This window comes from Onishia taeanensis (assembly GCF_013349955.1).
GTDB lineage: Bacteria > Pseudomonadota > Gammaproteobacteria > Pseudomonadales > Halomonadaceae > Onishia > Onishia taeanensis_B.
In genome coordinates this window covers 24156-45497 of sequence record NZ_JABVXC010000012.1, presented here as the reverse complement: position 1 = coordinate 45497, position 21342 = coordinate 24156, and the positions used below count along the sequence as shown (strand labels likewise).

Sequence of the window (21342 nt, the reverse complement as noted above, 5' to 3'; positions counted from 1 at the left end):
GGAAAGCGTGCGGGGTGTGGCGCGGGAGAAGAGAGGGATGCGGAACATGGTGGACTCCAATGGGCTAGGAAACGTCGGGGGCATCGGCGCAGCTCGCTGCACCTTATCCTCCCGGGCTTTTGTCCCGCCGTGTAACCTTGCGCTGAAGCGCCGGGTCGACCGCTCTTGGACCAGTCATCGCATCGGGGTGATGAAGTGATGCGACCGGAACCCTAGCCGTCCATTGGAAACTCGATTGTTTGCAGCATGACGCTGCCAATACCCCATGTTACAGAGAATTATGAAGCCAGAATCGTGCCAGGAATATAAAATCAAATAAAAACATGTGGTTACAGTTAACTTGCGTGAGGTTGTAGTGAATAGGCCCTCATGGACAATGCGGGGCTGCATTGTGGTGGTGCAAGAAAACTGCTCGATGCACTGAAAATGTTCTGAAAAAGCCTTGGGCGAAAAGCAAGTGGCCGACCGACCACGGCCACTTGCTTACAGGACGTATAGGAGTCTTGCAGGAGCCCTTACGGGGGCTTCGTCTGCTGAGGCTTTGCTGACCTTACCCTTTACTGGCAGGCCCCTTGCCGAGGATGTGCCGAAGGCCTGCGCACTCGACCATCGGGTCGTCACAGTTGACGACGATTTCCGAGCGGGCCAGCACATAGCTCTTACCGGTGATGGTGTTTTCTACCACCGCTTGGCTGCCTTCCTGATGGGTGCCGGTGAACTCGCCGATAAAACCGGTCTCGCGCAGTGAGACGGTCTCCAGCCGGTCGCCCGGCTTGATGCGGCCCTCGTGATGCATCAGTGCCAGACGGGCCGAGGTGCCGGTGCCGGTGGTACTGCGACAGATCACGCCGGGATGCACATAGGTAGTCGAGCGCGAGCGATAGAAATCGTCGGCTACCTGTTCGACCGGGCCCATGAAGTGCAGAAAGGGGAGTGGTCCCACGTCCCCGAGGCTGTAGTGCGAGAAGCCGCGTTCGGCTTGAATGGCCTCGACGATCTTGTGGGCGCACTCGGCCAGTGCTCGCTCTTCTTCGCGCACTAGCGAGAAGCCGAGCTCGGCGGCATCCACCAGCGCATAGAAGCCGCCCGAGTAGGCAATCGAGTAGGTGACCTTGCCGATGCCGGGCACCTGAATGCTGGCCTGGTAGGTGTCGATATAGCTGGGTAAGCCCTCGCAGGTGATGGCCTCGACCACGCCGTTCTCGACCCGTGCATCGATCTGTACCAGCCCCGCCGGGGATTCCAGCTTGAACTGCTGGTGTCCTTCCTGCTTGGGCACGATGCCGCTTTCCAGCACCGCCGTGGCGGTGCATAGAGTGTTCGAGCCGGAATAGATGGGATAGCCCATCACCTCCATGATGATGTAGCCCGCTGCGGCCGCTGGGTCGGTGGCCGGCACGATCAGGTCGACCGACATCTCCGGAATCCCATAGGGCTCCTCCAGCAAGAGCCGACGCAGGCCGTCGGCGTCGTCGCGCAGGTAGTGCATCTGCTCGCGCACACTGGCGCCGGGCAGCGCGGTAATGCCGCCGATGACGATGCGACTGACGTCGCCGCCGGCATGGGTGTCGATCAACTGAAAGCTAAGCGGCTGACTCATTGGGCGCTCTCCAGAGGGGCGTCTTTAAGGGCGAAGGGGGCGCCATGCTTGGCCCACTGGGCATCGGGCACGATCACGATCTTGCCCAGGTAGTTGCTGCCGCGATTGACGAAGTAGCGCTCGGCGTCGTGCAGGGCCGAGAGCTTGAAGGCGGCGTGCAGCACCGGCTTGAGCTGGCCACTGCGGATCCACTCGACGAGCTGCTCGGCTTCCGCACGGGTGCCGTGGGACACGCCGAAGATCTGCACCTGGTAGAGATAGACGCGTGTCCACATGATCTCACTTAGGTTGCCACCGCTGGCGCCGGCAATGGACAGGCGTGGGTAGGTGCTGCGACGGCGCATGTCGAAGATCATGGTATCGATGAAGCGGTCGGTCATCTCGCCGCCGACCAGATCCATCACCGCATCGATTGGCGCACCGCCGGTCACGGCCTTCACCTGCTCGGTAAAGTCCGCCATGTCGCTACGGTCGAGTACGGCTTCAGCGCCCAGTGCGAGCAGGGCCTCGGCCTTGTCCGGCTGGCTAAGGGCGTAGGGAATCGCCCCGACGATGCGGCACAGCTGGATCAGCGCCGTCCCCACGCCGCCGCTGGCACCGGTGACCAGCACCCGCTCGCCGGCAGAGACCCGAACGGAGGTCATCATATGGTAAGCGGTCTGATAGGAGCACATGCCCATGGCGGCCAGTTCGGCATCATGTAGCCCCGGGTTGCTGACCGCATGAAACTGATCCGAAGGCACGGCGATGTACTCGGCGAAGCCGCCGTCGGCGCCATGGCCATAGTAGTCCGGCACCAAATTGAGATCGCGGCGCTCATCGGGGTAGAGGTTGAAGTCGAGCAGGCCGCGTTCACCGATCCGCACACTGGCCACGCCGTCACCGACCGCCACCACATGGCCGACCACATCGGCGCCCTGGATGCGCGGGAAGGTCAGCGTCGGTGAGCCGCCCATGGCAAAGGACGTGACCTCGCCCTTGTCCTTGGTGGGGTAGAGACCCTCGCGGGCCTTGCGGTCGGTGTTGTTCTTGGCCGTTGCGGTAACGCGTACCAGCACCTCGCCGGGGGCAGGCTGGGGCACCGCCACGTCATTCTGGTAGACGAGCTTATCGATGTCGCCATGGCCGGTCAGCAACATCGCGGCCATGGTGGTGGGAAGCTGATCGGTTGGTGTATCGGCAGGCACTTGCAGGTCTCCTCTTATGGTTGAGTGGATCATGTTGTCGAGCATCTAGCTGACAATATGCACCCGTTGGGCGGCTACTAGAAAGTCCTCATCGCCTTATGTCTACAGCCCTTAGACCTCAGCTATGTCCTTTAAGTTATTTATTTCATGTATTCAGATGTGTAGAGTTGCCCTCATTCAAAAGGAGCTTGAACTTGCTGCTTCGGACTGAGACGAAGTCCTTCCGCCTAGCGAGACCTTCCTGCTGTATTTAAAAAGTGCACAACCGAGTATTTCAAAAAATTGAGAGTCGCTGGCCCCTCTCGATTGCGTAATAAAAGAGGTCGGCAAAATGGAAACAAGGGAACTGGAAGATGAAATTAGTCACGCTTTCTGCGGTCGCTCTGGCTGGCAGCATGATGATCATGGGTGCCTCCACTGCTTCCGCCGAGACCGAGCGTCACATCAATCCTTGGCAGCATTGTGGTATTGGTGCCGGTATCTTTGACGAGAACGGCACTGCTGCTGCTATTTCTAATGTTATCTGGGATTCCGGGACCACTGCCGTGACTTCCGCGACCATGTCTCCTGAAACGTGCAGCAGTAAAGAAGTCGAAGTAGCTCGCTTCGTGGATGAGACGTATGAACAGCTGGCCATGGAAACTGCCATGGGCGAAGGTGAACACCTCACTGCAGCACTTGGTCTGATGAATTGTGGAAACACTGCTAGTCAAGAGGTCGTCAGCAAGCTGCGTGCCGACCTTCAACGGGAAAGCGCGACTGCCAGCTATGCTGAGCAGGGCCATGCCGACAAAGCCTTCCAGTACTACAACAGCTTGAACCAGGCTGCTGCCGACTGCGCCGCTAGCTAAACGGTGCCGTGGTGTCGGGGAGTTTTCTCCGACACCATTAATACCCCTCCATTTCTGTAAGGACGGCCCTCCATGCGACGCCTTCAGGTGACGCTGTTAGCACTGCTATGCCTGCAGTCAGGCGTTGTTATGGCTTCCGATACTGCGCTGGCCGAGCATCCTCGATGGCTTTCGCTGCTGCATTTTGATCGTGACGGTTTTTTCAGCAAGCCCAGAAGTGCAGTCGTTGATGATGACTTCTTCCTGGCTGTAAATGGTCGGTACGACCCCCGAGCGGAGCTGAGCGCAACTCTAGCTGCACTGAGACAGCCTCCAGAGGAAGGTGAGCTGCATGCGCGCTGTCGCTTTCCTGCCCGTGCCCTCTGGCTAGGCCAAGTGACGGGCGAGCAATGGCCTCAGGCAAAGTGCCCCGAGTGGCATGAATGGCAGCTTGAAAACAAAGATGTTGAGGTAGGTCTGATCTTCGCGTCGGGCTATTTGGGGAACCCCGCTTCATTTTTTGGCCATCTGATGCTGCATCTTGAGAAAGATGATGCCGACCAAGGCGCAGTACTGACGCAGCTTCTGGATACCAGTATGAACTTTGGTGCCGATGTGCCGGCAGAGGATGGCCTAGCAGTCTATATGGCCAAGGGCTTGTTTGGCGGCTACGAAGCTGAGTACTCACGTGCGCCTTTCTATCGAAATACTGCGCTTTACTCAGAGCGAGAGATGCGCGACCTCTGGCACTATCGCCTGGCTTTACCTGCCGAAGAGCGCAAGCTACTGGTGGCCCACCTTTATGAAGTGGCTGGAAAGGACTTTGATTATCTGTTTCTTAATCAGAACTGTGCCTCGAGGATTGCTCGCACCCTGGAGCTGGTGGTTGATGAAAACCTGACGCCTGGTAATGCGCCATGGGTGACTCCCGAAGCCCTGGTACGTGCTATCAGCGAAGCTGAGGTGCAGGGAAAGCCGCTGCTAAGCGGTGTCGAGCATGTGCCCTCGAGGCGGCTTAGGACCGAGTGGCGCTATAAGGCCCTATCCGCGTCAGAACAGGATGCCGCCATGGATGTGTGGCCCGAGGCTCGTACTCTCGAACTGGAGGTTGACTCTTTCCGTCGCCTCGCCTCAAGTCGTCAGGCTGCTGTCTTGGATACCCTGCTGAGTCATGCGGCGTTTCTCAAGCAAACCGATGAAGAGCCGGGTTTGGCCGAACGCGAGAGACAGCTATTGCAGGCGCGGCTGCAACTGCCGGCGGGTAGCGAACTGCCGGAATCTGGTGCTCAGGTTCCGCTGCATGAGGCCACACCGTCGGCGCTGGTGCGCCTAGAGGGGGTATATAATGATGAACTGGGTGGCGGTTCTCGTTTGACCCTGCGTCCCTTGCAGTATGACCTGCTTGATAGCAACGCGACCCGGATGCCCAATGCGGCACTGGAGATTGGGCGTACCGAGGTGGATGTTGGGCATGATGGACTACACCTTACCAAGTTTGAGCTCTTTCAAGTGACTAACCTGCATGCACGTAGCGTACCCCTGCCTATATTGCCCAGTGTCGCCTGGCAAGCCTCTACCGGTATCGAGCGCTCCCAATTGGATTGCAGCAGCTGTCTCGATGGTTACGCCACTTTGCTGGGAGGGAAATCTCACCGATTTGGCCGCCACCTGCCCTTCGCCATGATCGGCGGCAAGCTACGTAGTGAGCATCATCAGGCTGGCCCGGCGGCGCCAATGGCTCGGTTTGGTGTATTGAGCGATTGGTCGACGGGCCAGCGCAGTCTATTGCAAGTGACTCATGTCGATGGGCTGAAAGGGAATGAGAGTCGCCGCACGCAATGGCTTTTGCGGCATCGGGTGGCATTGTCCAATCGGTTGGATTTTCGTGCAGGCCTTGAAGGAGACGATAAAGCAGATGAGGTGAGTGCGGGGCTCTCCTGGTATTTTTGACGAGCCCTCTCATCTAGTGCGTTACGCGCGTCTTTCCGGCGATTCAAGACATGGATCATTGCTGCGACCACGTTACCCCCAGGTCCAGATCCTCAGGAAGCCGCCGAGCCACAGCGTGCCGTAGCCATCCAGGAGGATGAACGGCAGGCTTCTCGCCCGGCAAAGCGTCCTAGCCGTCCCGGGTATTAAAGTGTGGCGCTTCTTATCGGCCTCGACTTTCGTCGCGCTATAAAAGGCGTCCGCTACCATCGTGATCTCTGCCTACGAGCAGGCTGCCGGCATGAATACGGCGATCAGTGGTGGTTAGCCAGAGAGCACCGCGGGCAGCCATAGCGCGATGCTAGGCCATACGATAATGATCAATGCCGCCACGCACATCAGCACGAAGAAGGGCGCGGCGGCAATTGCCACACGGCCGATGCTCTCGCCGGTCGCGATGGGAATATCACTCCGTGAGAATCAAGACGTCGCTAGCCTTGACGAGCGCAGTCGCCGCTTTGCCGGCAGCGAGTTCTAGTTTCGCGACCGAGGCCTTGGTGATGCTGGCCGTAATCTCGGTGCCGTTGGGTGTGCGCAGGGCTACCATGGAGTGAACCGTGCCGTGAGTCACTTCAGTTACCTGGCCTGAGAGGCGGTTGCGGGTACTGATGCCGATATCGGCCCCATCACCGGCAAGTACCATCACATTCGAGGCCTTGACCAGTGCCCGGACCTGGCTGCCTGGCGCCAGGGCCAGATCGTTTGCCGAGGCGGTCGTAATGGTGGCCACTGCGACGTCACCGCTCTCCAGCCTGAGCTGGACCTCGGTCGAGACCGGCCCCTTCTCCACATTGTCGACGGTAGCGGGCCAATTGTTGCGTGCACTGATTTTCATGAGTTCCCTCACTGGTTGGTAGAGACTTGCGTGGGCGTATCGGAGCCGTATTCGCCCAGAATCGCTTGACCTGTATCCGAACGATGGAAGCGCGCAAAGCGCACGGCTGCCGGGTTGCCGGGAGCCAAAACAGCAAGCCTGTAGTCGGCACCGACACTCAAGGAGGGGGCGAGCCTGGGGGCTATGGTCACGCCGTAGCGCTCCTCGAACGCAGCGGCCACCTCTGTGAGTGCCGCCTTTAGGCTACCAGTCGCATATAGCTCCACGGGTTCGTCTGGCTTGCGTCCAGGTGGACATCAAAATACCCGCCCCTAATCAGGCCCAAGGTACTATGTTGCATGGTAATCCTAATATTAGTTCTTGAAGTGAGCATCCAGTGTCAACGGATGGGGTAAGCACACTGTAGGCGTAGCCGACGGGTCTGGACGCTGCCTATCTAGATTTTTTAACTTTCTTGCAGGCAAGAACATGTGGTGAGCATGGGCATGAGGGGCAAGAGGTTGGTTTTCACCCTGCGTGAGGTGAATGGGGCGCTAGGCGACCTTGGCACGCTATTGCCGATGATGCTGGGTACGATCGCCCTGGTCGGGCTGGCCCCTACCCCGGTCTTGCTGGGATTTGCCGCCTTTTATATCGCCTCAGCGCTCTATTATCGTCTCCCGGTACCGGTGCAGCCGATGAAGGCGGTAGCGGCAGCGCTACTCACTGCCGGGATTTCTCCCGGTGGACTTGCCGCTAGCGGCGTCATTATCGGCGTGACCCTTCTGATTCTGGGCTGGACGGGCGGGGTCAACCGAATGGCGCGCCTCGTGCCGCAGTCGGTGCTGGCCGGCCTCCAGCTTGGCCTCGGGCTGGCACTCGCTCACATGAGCCTGGAGCTGATGGCATCCGCGCCCTTGATTGCCATAGTGACGCTGATATTGCTGTCTGGCTTGCTGAAATCGTCGCGTTATCCGGCCACTCTGCTCGCCTTGGTAGCCGCGAGCCTGATGGCCCAGGCACTTGATGTGCCAGGGCTGGATTTCGGAGCACTGCCAACGGGGCTGGTGTCCATACCGACCTGGCCTTCGCTTGCCGAGATTGAACGTGCTATTTCAGTTTTCGTGCTGCCCCAGCTCTCGCTGACCTTCACCAACGCCATCTTGCTCACCGCCTTGCTTGCGGGGGATTATTTCGGTGATCAGGCCTCTCACGTAACGCCCGTGAGGCTCTCGGTCAGTAGCGGTCTGGCGAATCTGCTGTTGACGCCCTTGGGGGCGTTGCCCATGTGTCATGGTGCGGGTGGCCTGGCGGCACACTATCGTTTTGGCGCACGAAGCGGCGCCGCAACGCTGATGGTTGGCGGGGCGCTGATCACCTTCGCGCTGTTACCCGGCGGGGTTGGCCTCAGGGTTCTCGCTGCCATACCAGGGGCGGGGCTGGGGGCACTGCTGTTGGTAACGGCGGGGCAGCTGGCGTTCACCAGACGGCTCATCGACGGCAGGCCATCCTGCTGGCCAGTGATTGCTGTTACGGCAGGTTTTACCGTTTTCGTTGATCCGTTCTGGGGTCTGCTGGCAGGTGGCTGCGCCGAGATCGCTCGCAAGCGTCTTGTAAGATGGCTATATGGCAGGGACGAAGCGAGGGCGGGTCGAGACTCTTAAAGCCCTTAATAAAGCCCCTAAGAACACAGGCGTAGTCGGCACCCACTTTTGGTGAAGTGCTGCCAGCAACAATGCAGGAAGAAGCTGGTGCACAACTTGGACTGCTCGGGTGCTGCCCATTGGTTACCTTGAGCAGGCCACAACGAAAAACGGCCACCGCTCTGATGAGCTAAGTGGCCGTTTTTACTGAATCTATGGTCGGAGTAGCAGGATTCGAACCTACGACCTCTGCCTCCCGAAGGCAGCGCTCTACCAAGCTGAGCTATACTCCGATGCGTGAGCCGTGTGGCCCAACGGAGACGCATTATACGGATCCACCGGTGTTATGCAAGCCCTAACGCTGGTTGGGCTTTTTCCGTTTATCGGCTATGCGTATCCCGTTCGCGGTTCATGTCTGCCGGTCGACTGCCAGATGGGCCAGTTCGGCCATGGTGTCGCGATAGGCACTGGGCGGCAGGGCGTCGAGTTCGGCCAGAGCCTGGTCGGCCATGGCCACGGCCCGCTCGCGGGTATATTCCAGCGCGCCGGTCTCGCGCACGATGGTGAGTACTTCCTCCAGGTGGTCAAGGCCACCTTCGCGGATCGCGCGGCGGATCAGCTTGGCCTGCTCGGGGCTGCCCTTGGCCATGGCCTGGATCAGCGGCAGGGTCGGTTTGCCTTCGGCGAGATCATCGCCGACGTTCTTGCCCATTGTCTTGGCATCGCCCTGATAGTCCAGCAGGTCGTCGACCAGTTGGAAGGCCAGGCCCAGGTAGCGGCCGAAGCGCTGTAGGGCGGCTTCCTGCTCGGCGTTGGCGCCGGCGAGGATCGCGCCGCTGTGGCTGGCAGCCTCGAAGAGCATGGCGGTCTTGCCCTGGATGGTCTCGAAGTAGGCGGCTTCGTCGATGTCGGGGTTGCCGATATTGGTCAGCTGCAATACTTCGCCTTCGGCGATGGTGCAGGTCGCGCCGGAGAGCACTTCCATGACCCGCATCGAGCCCACTTCGACCATCATCTGGAAGGAGCGGGAATAGAGGAAGTCACCGACCAGCACCGAGGGCGCGTTGCCCCAGGCATCGTTGGCGGTGGTCTTGCCACGGCGCATGTGGGATTCGTCGACCACGTCGTCGTGGAGTAGCGTCGAGGTGTGCATGAACTCGATCAGCGTCGCCAGGGTGATGTGGCGGTTGCCGTCGTAACCCAGCGAACGGGCAGCCAACAGCACCAGCAGCGGACGCAGCCGTTTGCCACCGCTTTCGATGATGTAGTTGCCGATGGTTTCGACGAGTGGGACCCGGGAGGCCAGCTGGGCCAGGATGGTGCGATTGACGGCGGCGAAGTCCTCGGCCACCGCCGCATGGATAGGCGACGCTGTAGGCTGCATGGGCTAGCTGCTTGTATAGAGGTGGGAGTCGGCCTTCGTGAGCACTGTGGGCCTGTATGATGGCGTTTATGCTATGGGCCCCCCGGTAGGGCGTCAAGCTGGGGCAGTTCGGGCTATAGAGGCCGACTTGCTTGACAGGTGCGGGGCGATTATAATCCCGCACCCGACTCATCATGCTCCCTGTCAGATGGCTGCCAAAAGGGGCGCCACTCGCCGCAGGTCGATGAAGAGCTCAACCCGATGAGTGTTTGGAGATACGCTATGTACGCAGTTATCAAGAGCGGTGGCAAGCAGTACCGCGTTCAGGAAGGCCAGACCCTGAAGCTCGAGAAGCTGGAAGTGGCCACCGGCGAAAGCCTGCAGTTTGACGAAGTGCTGATGGTCGCCGACGGCGATGACGTCAAGGTTGGCGCTCCGCTGGTCGAAGGTGCCAAAGTGGCGGCAGAAGTCGTCTCTCATGGCCGTGGCGATAAGGTGTCGATCATCAAGTTCCGTCGCCGTAAGCACTCCATGAAGCGTCAGGGCCACCGTCAGTGGTTCACCGAAGTCAAGATCACTGGTATCTCTGCCTAAGCGCAGCGGTTCCCCTTACAGGAGGTTTTCGTAATGGCACATAAGAAGGCGGCGGGCTCTACCCGCAACGGTCGCGATTCCGAATCCAAGCGCCTTGGTGTGAAACTGTTCGGCGGCCAGGCCGTCGCACCGGGTAACATCATCGTGCGTCAGCGTGGCACCAAGTTCCACGCCGGCACCGGCGTTGGCATCGGCAAGGACCACACCCTGTTCGCTCTGGACGAAGGCGTGGTCAAGTTCGAGACCAAGGGTCCGAAAAGCCGCAAGTTCGTGACTGTCGTCTCTGCCTGAGACGCCGCGAATCTGCAGTGAAAAAGGCCCCGCCCCGGCGGGGCCTTTTCGTATCATGACGGTAATATCCCGTCAGGAGAGTGAGAGATGCAGTTCCTCGACGAAGCCTCGATCATCGTTGAAGCCGGCAACGGCGGTAACGGCTGCCTGAGCTTCCGGCGCGAGAAGTACGTGCCCAAGGGTGGCCCGGATGGCGGCGATGGCGGCCATGGCGGTTGCGTCTACCTGATCGGTGACGACGCCCTCAATACCCTGATCGACTTCAAGTACCAGCGCTTCTACAAGGCCCCGAACGGACGGCCCGGTCAGGGTCGGCAGATGAGCGGACGCGCCGGCGAGGATCTGCACGTCAAGGTGCCGGTAGGGACCACGGTGATCGACGAGGACACCCTCGAGGTGATCGCCGATGTCACCGAGATCGGTCAGGTGGTGCTGGTCGCCCAGGGCGGCCGCCGCGGGCTTGGCAATATCCATTTCAAGTCTTCGACCAACCGTGCGCCGCGACGTACCACGCCAGGCACCGAAGGCGAGCGGCGCAATCTGCGCTTCGAGATGAAGGTGATGGCGGATGTCGGTCTGCTGGGCATGCCCAATGCCGGCAAGTCGACCCTGATTCGCGCGGTCTCGGCGGCCAAGCCCAAGGTCGCCAACTATCCGTTCACCACCCTGGTGCCGAACCTTGGAGTGGTGAAGCTCGGTCAGCATCAGCACTTCGTGATGGCCGACGTGCCGGGGCTGATCGAAGGCGCGTCCGACGGCGCTGGCCTGGGTCTGCGCTTTCTCAAGCATCTAACCCGTACCCGGCTGCTGCTGCACGTCGTCGACGTGGCACCGTTCGATGAGACCGACCCGGTGGAATCCGCCGAGGCGATCGTCCACGAGCTCGAGACCTTCTCGCAGGCGCTGTCCGAGCGGCCGCGCTGGCTGGTGCTCAATAAACTCGACCTGCTACCCGAAGACGACCAGCAAGCGGTGGCCGACAAGATCGTCGAGCGCCTGGGCTGGCAGGGGCCAGTGTTCCGTATCTCGGCCATCTCCGGCGAGGGCTGTGATGCGCTGGTGCAGGCGGTCTATCGCTGGCTGACCGAGCAACGTCGTCTCGAGAATGAAGACGAGGCCGTCGCCGAGCACGAGCGCGACATGCGTGAGCGCATGGAGCGTGAATCGGTAGCGCGCACCGAGGCGCGGCTGGGTCGCAAGCGCAAGACCTTCGGTGACGAAGATGATGACGATTTCGACGACGATGATTACGATGTCGAAGTCGAATACGCGCCCTGACCGCCGACTAGGCTAAGTCATGTTGCGGGCGGTGTCTTTTCGGGAGAGTAGGGAATGATGGCCAGTGAGCAGGCGCCGGGGCGGGATGCCCTGGCCGGTGCGCGGCGAGTAGTGGTGAAGATCGGCAGCGCCCTGTTGACCAATGATGGCCGCGGCCTCGATGAGGCGGCGATCGGCGGCTGGGTCGATCAGATTGCCGAGCTGCACCGTCGCGGCATAGAAGTGGTGCTGGTGTCTTCCGGTGCTGTGGCCGCCGGCATGGTGCGCCTGGGTTGGCAGGCCCGCCCCAGCGCCGTGCATGCGCTGCAGGCCGCCGCCGCAGTAGGGCAGAACGTGCTGACCGAGTGCTATGAAGGCCATTTCGACCGTCATGGTGTGCTGACCGCCCAGATTCTGCTCACTCACGATGATCTCTCCAATCGCAAGCGCTACCTGAACGCCCGCTCGGCACTGCGGACGCTGGTCGAGCTGCGGGTGGTGCCGGTGGTCAACGAGAACGACACCGTGGTCACCGATGAGATCCGCTTCGGCGATAACGACACCCTGGGGGCGCTGGTTGCCAACCTGCTCGAAGCCGATGCGCTGATCATCCTCACCGATCAGGAGGGGCTTTTCGACGCCGATCCGCGCCATAACCCTGAGGCGAGCCTGATTCCCGAGGCCCGCGCCGATGATGCGCGACTGACGGCGATGGCTGGCAGCGGCGGTGTCCTGGGGCGCGGCGGCATGGCAACCAAAGTGCGGGCGGCCCGCTTGGCGGCCCGTTCCGGGGCGGTCACCGCCATCGCCAGCGGTCGCCAGCCCGATGTGCTGACGCGCCTGGTCGAGGGTGAACGCCTGGGCACGCTGCTGCGTCCGGAGCAGGCACCGATTGCGGCACGCAAGCGTTGGCTTGCCGGTCAGCTGCAGGTGCGTGGTCGCCTGACGCTGGATGCCGGCGCCGTGACGGTGCTGCGCGAGCGGGGTTCGAGCCTGCTGCCGGTCGGGGTCAAGGCGCTCAGCGGCGACTTCGTCCGCGGCGACATGGTGGAATGTGTCGACGAGCAGGGGCAGCGCATCGCCAAGGGGTTGATCAACTATGGCGCCGAAGATGCTGTGCGTATTCTTGGCAAGCCAAGCCATCAGATCGAGAGCCTGCTCGGCTATATGGAAGCTCCCGAGCTGATCCATCGCGACAACCTGGTGGTGATTTAAGGCGGGGTAGTGGGAAGCCCCTTGAGACGCTCGGCCCAGAGACGGCGGGGGCTGTAGCAAGGGCAGAGATCGCATGATAGACTATCCCATCCTCTCAGACACGGCCCGTTTACTTTTACGGCCAAACCGGTTGGGAGCCTTGTGGTTTTCCCAGCAAGGTCAAACACTTATACAGCGTTGCCGGCAAAACCGGTAATGATTCTCCAAGGAGATAACGGTGGCAAACACTAAACAAGCGCGTAAGCGCGCTCGTCAGTCAGAAGCTCGTCGCGTCCTTAAAGCCGGTCAGCGTTCCATGGTGCGTACCTACATCAAGCGCGTCATCAAGGCGATCCAGAGCGGCGACCACGGTCAGGCCATGGCAGAGTTCAAGACAGCTCAGCCGGTCATCGACCGCATCGCTGACAAGGACGCGCTGTCCAAGAAAAAGGCCGCTCGTATCAAGAGCCGTCTGAACAAGCGAATTAAGGCGCTGGCTGCGTAAGCCGGACGCTACCTAGGGACATGGCCGGCGCGTTTCGCGCGCCTGGCGCTCGTTCCTCAGGGAAAAAACCGGCTTCGGCCGGTTTTTTTATGGCTGAACCTTTTTGGGCCGTGGCGCTTTTAGGCTAGGCGTGCTGCGGGCGGCCCGAGCGACATGGATGCCCGCAACGAGGGCATGGGAACACTGAAGGGACGATCGCGCGTGGCTCAGCAAGACTCGACATCTTCGCAAACAGCAAAGCCCGTCGCCCGCGCCGGCCTGCTGCGCTCGGGAATGGTGGTCAGCGTCATGACCATGCTCTCGCGCGTGCTGGGGCTGGTGCGCGACGTGGTCATTGCCGCCTTGCTGGGCGCCGGCAGCGGCGCCGATGCCTTCTTCGTGGCCTTCAAGATCCCCAATTTCCTGCGCCGGCTGTTTGCCGAAGGCGCCTTCAATCAGGCCTTCGTGCCAGTGCTCTCCGAGTACGCGACTCGCCGTACCCGCGAGGAGGTGCGCGAGCTGCTCGATGCGGTGGCCGGCAGCCTGACGGTGGTGCTGGCGCTGATCACGGCGTTGGCGATGCTTGCCGCCCCCTGGTTGGTATGGGTATTTGCGCCAGGTTTCGGGCGCGATCCGACCAAGCTGGCGTTGACCGCCGACATGCTGAGGCTGACCTTTCCGTATCTGTTGTTGATCTCGCTGACGGCTTTTTCCGGCAGCGTGCTCAATACCTGGAATCGCTTCGCGGTGCCGGCCTTTACGCCGGTGTTGCTCAACCTGTCGCTGATCGGTGCAGCGCTGTTGCTGACGCCGCTGATGGAAGAGCCGGCCATGGCGCTGGCCTGGGGGGTGCTGATCGCGGGTGTCACCCAGCTCGCCTTTCAGGCGCCGTTCCTTACACGGCTGGGGCTTCTGCCCAAGCCTTGGCCGTCGTTCGCCCACGAGGGCGTGCGGCGTGTGCTGCGCTTGATGGCGCCGGCGCTGTTCGGGGTGTCGGTCTCCCAGATCAATTTGTTGCTGGATACGGTGCTGGCATCCCTGCTGGCCGCCGGCAGCGTGTCCTGGCTGTATTATTCCGATCGCCTGGTCGAACTGCCGCTTGGGGTGTTCGGTATCGCCATCGGCACGGTGATTCTGCCGGCACTTTCCAAGCGCCATGCCGAGCAGTCTGCCGAGCACTTCGCGAAGATGCTCGATTGGGCGTTGCGCGCGGTGTTGCTGCTGGGCCTGCCCGCGGCGCTGGCGCTTGGCGTGTTGGCCGAGCCGCTGTTGATTACCCTGTTCCACTACGGGGCCATGACCGATCACGACATCGCCATGGCGGCCATGAGTCTGAGGGCCTATGCGCTGGGCCTGGTGGCCTTCATGCTGATCAAGGTGTTGGCGCCGGGCTTTTTTGCCCGCCAGGACACCAAGACGCCGGTCAAGATCGGCATCATCGCCATGGTGGCCAACATGGTCTTCAACCTGATGCTGATCTGGCCCCTGGCACATGCCGGACTGGCCTTGGCCACGGCTCTCTCGGCCTTCCTCAATGCCGGCCTGCTGGCGCGGGGGCTGCGTCGCGAGGGCGTGCTGGTGTTCCAGCCCGGCTGGGGGCGCTTTGCCCTGCAACTTGGTGGCGGCTGTGCGGTGATGGGGCTGGGGCTCTACCTGCTGTCACCGAACTGGCAGGTGTGGCTCGGCTGGGGGCTTTGGCCGCGCGTCGCCACCTTGGCCGCTATGGTAGCCGGTGGGGCGCTGGCCTATTTCGCCTGGCTGGCTGCACTGGGCGTTCGGCTGAGCCACTTTCGCTTGAATGGCTAGCGGCGAATGGTTAGCGGCAAATGGATAGCAACGGGGCGCCCGCCGGCATGGATAGGCGCCGGCCGGCCTGGCCGTTATAATCGATCCCTTTACTTGGCGCGCGAGTAACGCATGCGAGTGATTCGAGGACTACACAATCTGCCCAAGGCATCGCAAGGCTGCGTGGCCACCATCGGCAACTTCGATGGGGTCCATCTTGGCCACCAGGCGATCCTCGATCAGTTGCGTGAGCGCGCCGCCAAGCTGGGGCTGCCGGTCACGGTGGTGGTCTTCGAGCCGCAGCCGCGGGAGTTCTTCGCCGGCGAACAGGCCCCGCCGCGGCTTACTCGGCTGCGCGACAAGGCCCGGTTGCTGGCTGAGTGCGGCGTCGATCAGGTGCTGTGCCTACCGTTCAATGATGCGCTGCGCAGCCTGACTGCGCGACAGTTCATCGAACGTGTTCTGGTCGCGGGCCTGGGCGTGCGTCATCTGGTGGTCGGCGATGACTTCCGCTTTGGCCGCGAGCGGGATGGCGACTTCTCGCTGCTGGCCAGGGTGGGCGAGGAACGCGGCTTTGGCGTCGAGCACACGCGCACCTTCCTGCTCGATGACGAGCGAGTCTCAAGCACTCGGGTAAGGACCCTGCTGGCGAGCGGTAACTTCGCCCAGGCCGCGCGCATGCTGGGGCGGCCCTATCGGCTGGCCGGGCGAGTGATCGTCGACCAGCAGCTTGGTCGCACCATCGGCGTGCCCACCGCCAACGTGCCGCTGCTGCCTCAGCCCTTGGCGCTGCGCGGCGTCTATGCGGTGGTCACCGAACTGAGCGATGGTCGCCGCCTGCCTGGGGTGGCCAATATCGGCTGGCGACCCACGGTGGGCAGCACTCGACCGACGCTTGAAGTGCACCTGTTCGATGTAAGCGAGAATCTCTACGGCCAGCGGCTGCGGGTCTACCCCTGCGCCCGGCTGCGGGGCGAGATCACCTTCGATGGGCTGGATGCCCTCAAGCAGCAGATCAACGTCGATCAGACCCAGGCGCGGCATTACTTCGCACGCCATGGATGGATGGCGACGAAAGCAGCGACAACGCATGAAAGCGAGGCGCGGCAGGAGGCTGCCGGCTTTGCTGATGACGCAGCATCTCGCGCTGCCTCTTCAATTTCACGTTCTACCGGACTTCCTTTGGCATCGGCGCCGCTGGCGCGCGAAGCCGCGACTTCTGACTCCTCGGTGGGCCCGGCCCCTACCGACCAAGATGACGGCTGACCCCAAGGCTATGAGCGATTACAAGCACACACTGAATCTGCCCGAGACCGATTTCCCGATGCGCGGGATGCTGCCCAAGCGAGAGCCCGCCCGGGTGGCTCGCTGGCAGGAAATGGCGCTCTATCAGCGTCTGCGCCAGGAGCGCCAGGGCAAGGAACTCTTCGTGCTCCACGACGGCCCTCCCTACGCTAACGGCAGTATTCACCTGGGTCATGCGCTCAACAAGATCCTCAAGGACATCATCGTCAAGTCGAAGAGCCTTGCTGGCTACGATGCGCCCTATGTGCCCGGCTGGGACTGTCATGGCCTGCCCATCGAGCACAAGGTCGAGACCACTCATGGCAAGCGTCTGGAGCCGCAGCGGGCCCGCGAGCTGTGCCGCGAGTATGCCGGCGAGCAGATTGAGGATCAGCGCCAGGGCTTTATACGGCTGGGGGTGATCGGCGACTGGGACAACCCCTACCGCACCATGGACTTCGTCAACGAGGCCGGCGAGATCCGCGCGCTGGCCGAGATGGTCAAGGGGGGCTATGTCTTCAAGGGGCTGAAACCGGTCAACTGGTGTTTCGACTGTGGCTCGGCGCTGGCCGAAGCCGAGGTGGAGTACGCCGACAAGAAGTCCGAAGCCATCGACGTCGCCTTCCCGAGCGGCGATGACGCCAAGCTGGCGGCGGCCTTCGGCCTCACGGAGCTTAGCAAGCCTGCGGCGGTGGTGATCTGGACCACCACGCCCTGGACCATCCCTGCCAACCAGGCGCTCAACGTCCACCCGGAGTTCAACTACGCCCTGGTCGACGTGGGTGATCGCCTGCTGCTGCTGGCCGAGGACCTGGTCGAGAGCTGTCTTGCGCGCTTCGGCCTCGAGGGCGAGGTCGTCGCTACCGCTCGCGGCGAAGCCCTCGACCTGATCGAGTTCCGCCACCCGCTCTATGAGCGCGCCTCGACGGTGCACCTGGCCGACTACGTCACCTGCGATGAGGGCAGCACCGGCATCGTGCACTCCTCGCCGACTCACGGTGTGGACGACTTCAACACCTGCCGCGCCTATGGCCTGGAATTCGATGACTTCATCAGCCCGGTACAGGGAGATGGCGTCTACGTCGATGACCTGCCGATGTTCGGCGGCATGATGATCTGGAAGGCCAACCCGAAGATCGTCGCCGCTCTGGATGAGGCCGGTGCGTTGATGGCCCACAAGACCATCACTCACAGCTATATGCACTGCTGGCGCCACAAGACACCGATCATCTACCGTGCCACGGCACAGTGGTTCGTCGGCATGGACGTCACCGCCCGCGACGGCCGCACCCTGCGCGAAGCGGCCCTTGAGGGCATCGAACAGACCCAGTTCGTGCCGGCCTGGGGCAAGGCGCGCCTGCACTCGATGATCGCCAACCGCCCGGACTGGTGTATCTCGCGGCAGCGCAACTGGGGCGTGCCGATCCCGTTCTTCCTGCACAAGCAGACCGGCGAGCTGCACCCGCGCACCGTCGAGCTGATGGAAGAGGTCGCCAAGCGCGTCGAGGTCGAGGGCATCGATGCCTGGTTCAACCTCGACCCGGCCGAGCTGCTCGGCGACGAGGCGGCCGACTTTGAAAAGGTCACCGATACCCTGGATGTGTGGTTCGATTCTGGCACCACCCACTATCACGTGCTACGCGGCTCACACCCCTATGGTCATACCGAAGGGCCGATCGCCGATCTGTACCTGGAAGGCTCCGATCAGCACCGTGGCTGGTTCCATTCCTCGTTGCTCACCGGCACCGCCGTCGACGGTCATCCTCCTTACAAGGGCTTGCTGACCCACGGCTTTACCGTGGACGAGAAGGGACGCAAACAGTCCAAGTCGCTGGGCAACGTGGTCGCGCCCCAGGAAGTCATGGACAAGCTCGGCGCCGATATCCTGCGCCTTTGGGTGTCCTCTACCGACTATTCCGGCGAGATGGCGGTTTCCGACGAGATCCTGAAACGCACCGCCGATGTCTACCGGCGCATTCGCAATACCTCGCGCTTCCTGCTCGCCAACCTCAACGGCTTCGAGCCCGAGCGGGACGCCGTGGCCTTCGAGGACATGTTGTCGCTGGACCAGTGGGTGGTCGACCGGGCGGCCCAGCTACAGGCGCGCATCGAAACCGCCTATGAAGAGTATCGCTTCCTCGATGTCTATCAGCAGGTGCATTCCTTCTGCTCGGTGGAGCTCGGTGGCTTCTACCTGGACGTGATCAAGGATCGCCAGTACACCACCCAGCGCGACTCCCTGGCGCGCCGCAGCGCCCAGACTGCGCTCTATCGGGTGGTCGAGGCGCTGGCGCGCTGGGTCGCGCCGATCCTGTCGTTCACTGCCGAGGAAATCTACGAGAATATCCCCGGCAAGCGTTCCGATAGCGTGCTGCTCGAGACCTATTTCGAGGGGCTCTCCACACTCGCCGCGGACGCGACACTGGGCCGCGAGTTCTGGTCACGGGTGCTTGAGGTCAAGCAGGCGGTCAACAAGTGTCTCGAAGACGCCCGCAACGCCAAGCAGATCAAGAACGGTCTGGCCGCCGAGGTAACGCTCTACGTCGATGACGCCCTCGAGGCGACGCTTGCCAAGCTCGGCGATGAGCTGCGCTTCGTGCTGCTGACCAGCGACGTGCGCCTGGCGCCTCTGGCGGAAGGCAGTGCCGCTGAGGCCACTGAGCTCGAGGGCCTGAAGGTCAGCGTCGTGGAAAGCGCCCACACCAAGTGCGAGCGCTGCTGGCACCATCGCGCCGACGTGGGCAGCCATCCGGAGCACCCGGATCTATGCGGGCGCTGCATCACCAACCTGCCTGACGGCCCCGGCGAGACGCGTCACTATGCCTGATCAAGAGCCATCAGCCGCTGCGAAGACCGATCAGCACCGTGCGCCGCCGATGACGCGGCCGCTGCGCTGGCTATGGCTATCGCTTGCCGTGATCGTTGCCGACCTTGGCAGCAAGGTGCTGGCGTCGGCCATGTTGGTCTACGCCCGTCCGGTGGAAGTGCTGCCGGTTTTCAATCTGACGCTCTTGCATAACACCGGTGCCGCCTTCAGTTTCCTGGCCGGGCACGACGGCTGGCAGCGCTGGCTGTTCGCTGTCATTGCCATCGGCGCCAGTGTCGGTCTTACCGTCTGGATGCGCCGGCTGCGCGCCGGCGAGACGCTGCTGGCCGCGGCGCTTTCGCTGATCATCGGCGGCGCACTCGGCAATCTCTATGACCGGCTGGTGCATGGCTACGTGGTCGATTTCCTGTCGTTCCACTGGGGCCAGGCCTACTTTCCGGCCTTCAACCTGGCCGATGTCGCCATTACCCTGGGCGCCATCGGCCTGATCATCGAATCCCTGCGCGACGCCCGCCGCGGGCGAGCCAGTTCCTGACGGAGCCAAGCAGATGAGCGACTACCGCATCGACGAGGGCATGGAAGTGACCCTTCACTTCACCCTCAAGCTCGAGGATGGCACGGTGGTGGATTCCACTCGCGACAAGGCCCCGGCGACCTTCCAGGTCGGCGACGGCAACCTGCCGCCGGGCTTCGAAGCACCGCTGTCCGGCCTTACCGACGGCGACACCGGCAGTTACGAGATCACCCCGGAGCATGCCTTCGGCCAGCACAACCCGCAGAACGTGCAGCTGATGAAGCGTGACGACTTCGAGGGTGAGGTGCCGGAGATGGGCATGGTGATGTCCTTCGCCGACGCCGCCGGCGGCGAGCTGCCTGGCGTGATCGCCGAGATCGATGGCGAACAGGTGACGGTGGACTTCAACCACCCGCTGGCCGGGCGTACCCTGACCTTCGAGGTCGAGGTGATCAAGGTCGCCCCGGCGACCACTCACTGATGCCCTCGTTGAGTGCTTTCTGGTGAGTGGCGCCGGGGGCTGGATGGAGCGAAGGTCTTTTGCCATGGATGGCAAAAGTAGCGCTCAGGGAAGGGTTTACAGCGTCTTCGCGATGGCCCGCCCCCAGTGCAGCCACGTCCGCTGACAAAATCCAAGATGCGATGCCTAGGCATCAAGGCAAGGCAACATATGCAAATCAAGCTGGCCAACCCGCGCGGTTTCTGTGCCGGCGTCGATCGGGCCATCGAGATCGTCAATCGCGCCCTCGATGTCTTCGGCGCGCCCATCTACGTGCGCCACGAGGTGGTCCACAACCGCTTCGTGGTCGACACCCTGCGCGAGCGCGGGGCGATTTTCGTCGAGGAGCTCCACGAGGTCCCCGACGACGTGATCGTGATCTTCTCTGCCCACGGCGTCTCCCGGGCGGTTCAGCAAGAGGCCGAGCGCCGTGGCCTGAGGATCTTCGACGCTACCTGTCCGCTGGTCACCAAGGTGCACATGGAAGTGCTGCGCTACGCGCGGCGCGGAGAGGAGTGCATCCTGATCGGGCACCACGGCCACCCCGAGGTGGAAGGCACCATGGGCCGCTATGACACCTCCCATGGCGGTGCCATCTACCTGGTCGAGGACGAGGCTGATGTGGCGGCACTTGAGGTCAAGGACCCGAGCCGCCTGGCCTTCGTCACCCAGACCACGCTGTCGATGGACGACACCGCTCGGGTGATCGATGCGCTGCGTGCCAAGTTCCCCGAGATTCAGGGCCCGCGCAAGGATGACATCTGCTACGCCACCCAGAATCGTCAGGACGCCGTGCGCGAACTTGCCGCCGGCAGTCAGTTGGTGCTGGTGGTGGGCAGTCCCAATAGCTCCAACTCCAACCGCTTGCGTGAACTCTCCGAGCGAGTCGGCACCCCGGCTTACCTGATCGACGACGCCGAGCAGATCGAGCCCGGCTGGCTCGAAGGCGTCGAGCAGATCGGCATCACCGCCGGCGCCAGCGCCCCCGAGGTGCTGGTCAATGGCGTGATTGAGCGCTTGCAGGCGCTGGGCGCTGAGGCCCCGCAGGAGCTCTCCGGTCGCGAGGAGACCATTACCTTCTCGATGCCCAAGGAGCTACGCGAGCAGGTGATCGCCAGCGGTTAGTGGGACTGCCTGGGCTCCAGGCCGACCGCTATCGACAACAACCGGGCTCAGGCCCGGTTTTT

18 protein-coding genes, 1 tRNA gene and 1 riboswitch are annotated in these 21342 nt (G+C 62.2%); of the genes, 14 read left to right on the top strand and 5 right to left on the bottom strand.

What is annotated here, in order from left to right; all coding sequences use genetic code 11:
- Positions 1-106 precede the first annotated feature (106 nt).
- Positions 107-227, bottom strand: a riboswitch (guanidine-I (ykkC/yxkD leader).
- Between the two features lie 323 nt (positions 228-550).
- Both HUS66_RS13555 and HUS66_RS13550 read right to left on the bottom strand, forming a co-directional pair.
- Positions 551-1600 (bottom strand): proline racemase family protein, encoded by a 1050-nt coding sequence (locus HUS66_RS13555; protein WP_175071465.1) that lies wholly within the window; start codon positions 1598-1600, stop codon positions 551-553.
- The gene (locus HUS66_RS13550; RefSeq protein WP_217488040.1) at positions 1597-2748 is read right to left on the bottom strand and encodes a zinc-binding dehydrogenase; all 1152 of its coding nucleotides are present in this window, start codon (positions 2746-2748) and stop codon (positions 1597-1599) included. The genes HUS66_RS13555 and HUS66_RS13550 overlap by 4 nt, the downstream gene beginning before the upstream one ends.
- A gap of 392 nt (positions 2749-3140) precedes the next feature.
- On the opposite strand from HUS66_RS13550, the gene HUS66_RS13545 reads away from it, so the two are divergent.
- Complete coding sequence (locus HUS66_RS13545; protein ID WP_175071461.1) at positions 3141-3638, top strand: DUF3015 family protein; 498 nt, start codon at positions 3141-3143, stop codon at positions 3636-3638.
- 72 nt (positions 3639-3710) lie between these two features.
- A complete protein-coding gene (locus tag HUS66_RS13540; protein ID WP_175071460.1) occupies positions 3711-5567 on the top strand; it encodes a DUF4105 domain-containing protein in 1857 nt (618 codons plus the stop codon).
- 445 nt (positions 5568-6012) lie between these two features.
- On the opposite strand, the gene HUS66_RS13535 is transcribed toward HUS66_RS13540, so the two are convergent.
- A complete protein-coding gene (locus HUS66_RS13535) occupies positions 6013-6441 on the bottom strand; it encodes a TOBE domain-containing protein (protein ID WP_175071458.1) in 429 nt (142 codons plus the stop codon).
- A gap of 485 nt (positions 6442-6926) precedes the next feature.
- On the opposite strand from HUS66_RS13535, the gene HUS66_RS13530 reads away from it, so the two are divergent.
- On the top strand, positions 6927-8084 hold the full coding sequence (locus HUS66_RS13530) for a putative sulfate/molybdate transporter (protein ID WP_254628839.1): 1158 nt from the start codon (positions 6927-6929) through the stop codon (positions 8082-8084).
- A gap of 195 nt (positions 8085-8279) precedes the next feature.
- On the opposite strand, the gene HUS66_RS13525 is transcribed toward HUS66_RS13530, so the two are convergent.
- Both HUS66_RS13525 and ispB read right to left on the bottom strand, forming a co-directional pair.
- Positions 8280-8356, bottom strand: a tRNA-Pro gene (locus HUS66_RS13525).
- 116 nt (positions 8357-8472) lie between these two features.
- The gene (ispB, locus tag HUS66_RS13520) at positions 8473-9447 is read right to left on the bottom strand and encodes an octaprenyl diphosphate synthase (protein ID WP_175071456.1); all 975 of its coding nucleotides are present in this window, start codon (positions 9445-9447) and stop codon (positions 8473-8475) included.
- A 261-nt stretch (positions 9448-9708) separates the two neighbouring features.
- On the opposite strand from ispB, the gene rplU reads away from it, so the two are divergent.
- The 11 genes from rplU (at position 9709) to ispH (ending at position 21280) form a co-directional block, all read left to right on the top strand.
- Entirely contained in the window at positions 9709-10020 is a 312-nt protein-coding gene (rplU, locus tag HUS66_RS13515) for a 50S ribosomal protein L21 (protein WP_092527040.1), read from the top strand.
- Between the two features lie 33 nt (positions 10021-10053).
- Positions 10054-10311, top strand: coding sequence for a 50S ribosomal protein L27 (gene rpmA / locus HUS66_RS13510; protein WP_092527038.1), 258 nt, complete (start codon positions 10054-10056; stop codon positions 10309-10311).
- Positions 10312-10398: 87 nt separating this feature from the next.
- The gene (cgtA, locus tag HUS66_RS13505; RefSeq protein WP_175071454.1) at positions 10399-11589 is read left to right on the top strand and encodes an Obg family GTPase CgtA; all 1191 of its coding nucleotides are present in this window, start codon (positions 10399-10401) and stop codon (positions 11587-11589) included.
- A gap of 54 nt (positions 11590-11643) precedes the next feature.
- The gene (proB, locus tag HUS66_RS13500) at positions 11644-12783 is read left to right on the top strand and encodes a glutamate 5-kinase (RefSeq protein WP_175071452.1); all 1140 of its coding nucleotides are present in this window, start codon (positions 11644-11646) and stop codon (positions 12781-12783) included.
- Positions 12784-13000: 217 nt separating this feature from the next.
- The gene (rpsT, locus tag HUS66_RS13495) at positions 13001-13267 is read left to right on the top strand and encodes a 30S ribosomal protein S20 (RefSeq protein ID WP_175071450.1); all 267 of its coding nucleotides are present in this window, start codon (positions 13001-13003) and stop codon (positions 13265-13267) included.
- A gap of 174 nt (positions 13268-13441) precedes the next feature.
- Complete coding sequence (murJ, locus tag HUS66_RS13490; RefSeq protein WP_175071592.1) at positions 13442-15052, top strand: murein biosynthesis integral membrane protein MurJ; 1611 nt, start codon at positions 13442-13444, stop codon at positions 15050-15052.
- A gap of 111 nt (positions 15053-15163) precedes the next feature.
- A complete protein-coding gene (ribF, locus tag HUS66_RS13485) occupies positions 15164-16297 on the top strand; it encodes a bifunctional riboflavin kinase/FAD synthetase (protein ID WP_175071448.1) in 1134 nt (377 codons plus the stop codon).
- 10 nt (positions 16298-16307) lie between these two features.
- Positions 16308-19142 (top strand): isoleucine--tRNA ligase, encoded by a 2835-nt coding sequence (gene ileS / locus HUS66_RS13480; RefSeq protein ID WP_175071446.1) that lies wholly within the window; start codon positions 16308-16310, stop codon positions 19140-19142.
- A complete protein-coding gene (gene lspA, locus HUS66_RS13475; protein ID WP_175071444.1) occupies positions 19135-19677 on the top strand; it encodes a signal peptidase II in 543 nt (180 codons plus the stop codon). Before ileS ends, lspA begins: the two co-directional genes overlap by 8 nt.
- A gap of 13 nt (positions 19678-19690) precedes the next feature.
- The gene (gene fkpB / locus HUS66_RS13470) at positions 19691-20137 is read left to right on the top strand and encodes an FKBP-type peptidyl-prolyl cis-trans isomerase (RefSeq protein WP_175071442.1); all 447 of its coding nucleotides are present in this window, start codon (positions 19691-19693) and stop codon (positions 20135-20137) included.
- 189 nt (positions 20138-20326) lie between these two features.
- Entirely contained in the window at positions 20327-21280 is a 954-nt protein-coding gene (gene ispH, locus HUS66_RS13465) for a 4-hydroxy-3-methylbut-2-enyl diphosphate reductase (RefSeq protein WP_175071441.1), read from the top strand.
- The last annotated feature ends 62 nt before the right edge of the window (positions 21281-21342 follow it).

Coding starts and splice junctions, on each gene's coding strand:
- HUS66_RS13535 (WP_175071458.1), bottom strand. CDS start 6,441: ATGAAAATCAGTGCACGCAACAATTGGCCCGCTACCGTCGACAATGTG.
- HUS66_RS13530 (WP_254628839.1), top strand. CDS start 6,927: ATGAGGGGCAAGAGGTTGGTTTTCACCCTGCGTGAGGTGAATGGGGCG.
- HUS66_RS13545 (WP_175071461.1), top strand. CDS start 3,141: ATGAAATTAGTCACGCTTTCTGCGGTCGCTCTGGCTGGCAGCATGATG.
- fkpB (WP_175071442.1), top strand. CDS start 19,691: ATGAGCGACTACCGCATCGACGAGGGCATGGAAGTGACCCTTCACTTC.
- ileS (WP_175071446.1), top strand. CDS start 16,308: ATGAGCGATTACAAGCACACACTGAATCTGCCCGAGACCGATTTCCCG.
- HUS66_RS13550 (WP_217488040.1), bottom strand. CDS start 2,748: ATGGCCGCGATGTTGCTGACCGGCCATGGCGACATCGATAAGCTCGTC.
- lspA (WP_175071444.1), top strand. CDS start 19,135: ATGCCTGATCAAGAGCCATCAGCCGCTGCGAAGACCGATCAGCACCGT.
- HUS66_RS13540 (WP_175071460.1), top strand. CDS start 3,711: ATGCGACGCCTTCAGGTGACGCTGTTAGCACTGCTATGCCTGCAGTCA.
- proB (WP_175071452.1), top strand. CDS start 11,644: ATGATGGCCAGTGAGCAGGCGCCGGGGCGGGATGCCCTGGCCGGTGCG.
- HUS66_RS13555 (WP_175071465.1), bottom strand. CDS start 1,600: ATGAGTCAGCCGCTTAGCTTTCAGTTGATCGACACCCATGCCGGCGGC.
- cgtA (WP_175071454.1), top strand. CDS start 10,399: ATGCAGTTCCTCGACGAAGCCTCGATCATCGTTGAAGCCGGCAACGGC.
- rplU (WP_092527040.1), top strand. CDS start 9,709: ATGTACGCAGTTATCAAGAGCGGTGGCAAGCAGTACCGCGTTCAGGAA.
- murJ (WP_175071592.1), top strand. CDS start 13,442: ATGGGAACACTGAAGGGACGATCGCGCGTGGCTCAGCAAGACTCGACA.
- ispH (WP_175071441.1), top strand. CDS start 20,327: ATGCAAATCAAGCTGGCCAACCCGCGCGGTTTCTGTGCCGGCGTCGAT.
- ispB (WP_175071456.1), bottom strand. CDS start 9,447: ATGCAGCCTACAGCGTCGCCTATCCATGCGGCGGTGGCCGAGGACTTC.
- ribF (WP_175071448.1), top strand. CDS start 15,164: ATGCGAGTGATTCGAGGACTACACAATCTGCCCAAGGCATCGCAAGGC.
- rpmA (WP_092527038.1), top strand. CDS start 10,054: ATGGCACATAAGAAGGCGGCGGGCTCTACCCGCAACGGTCGCGATTCC.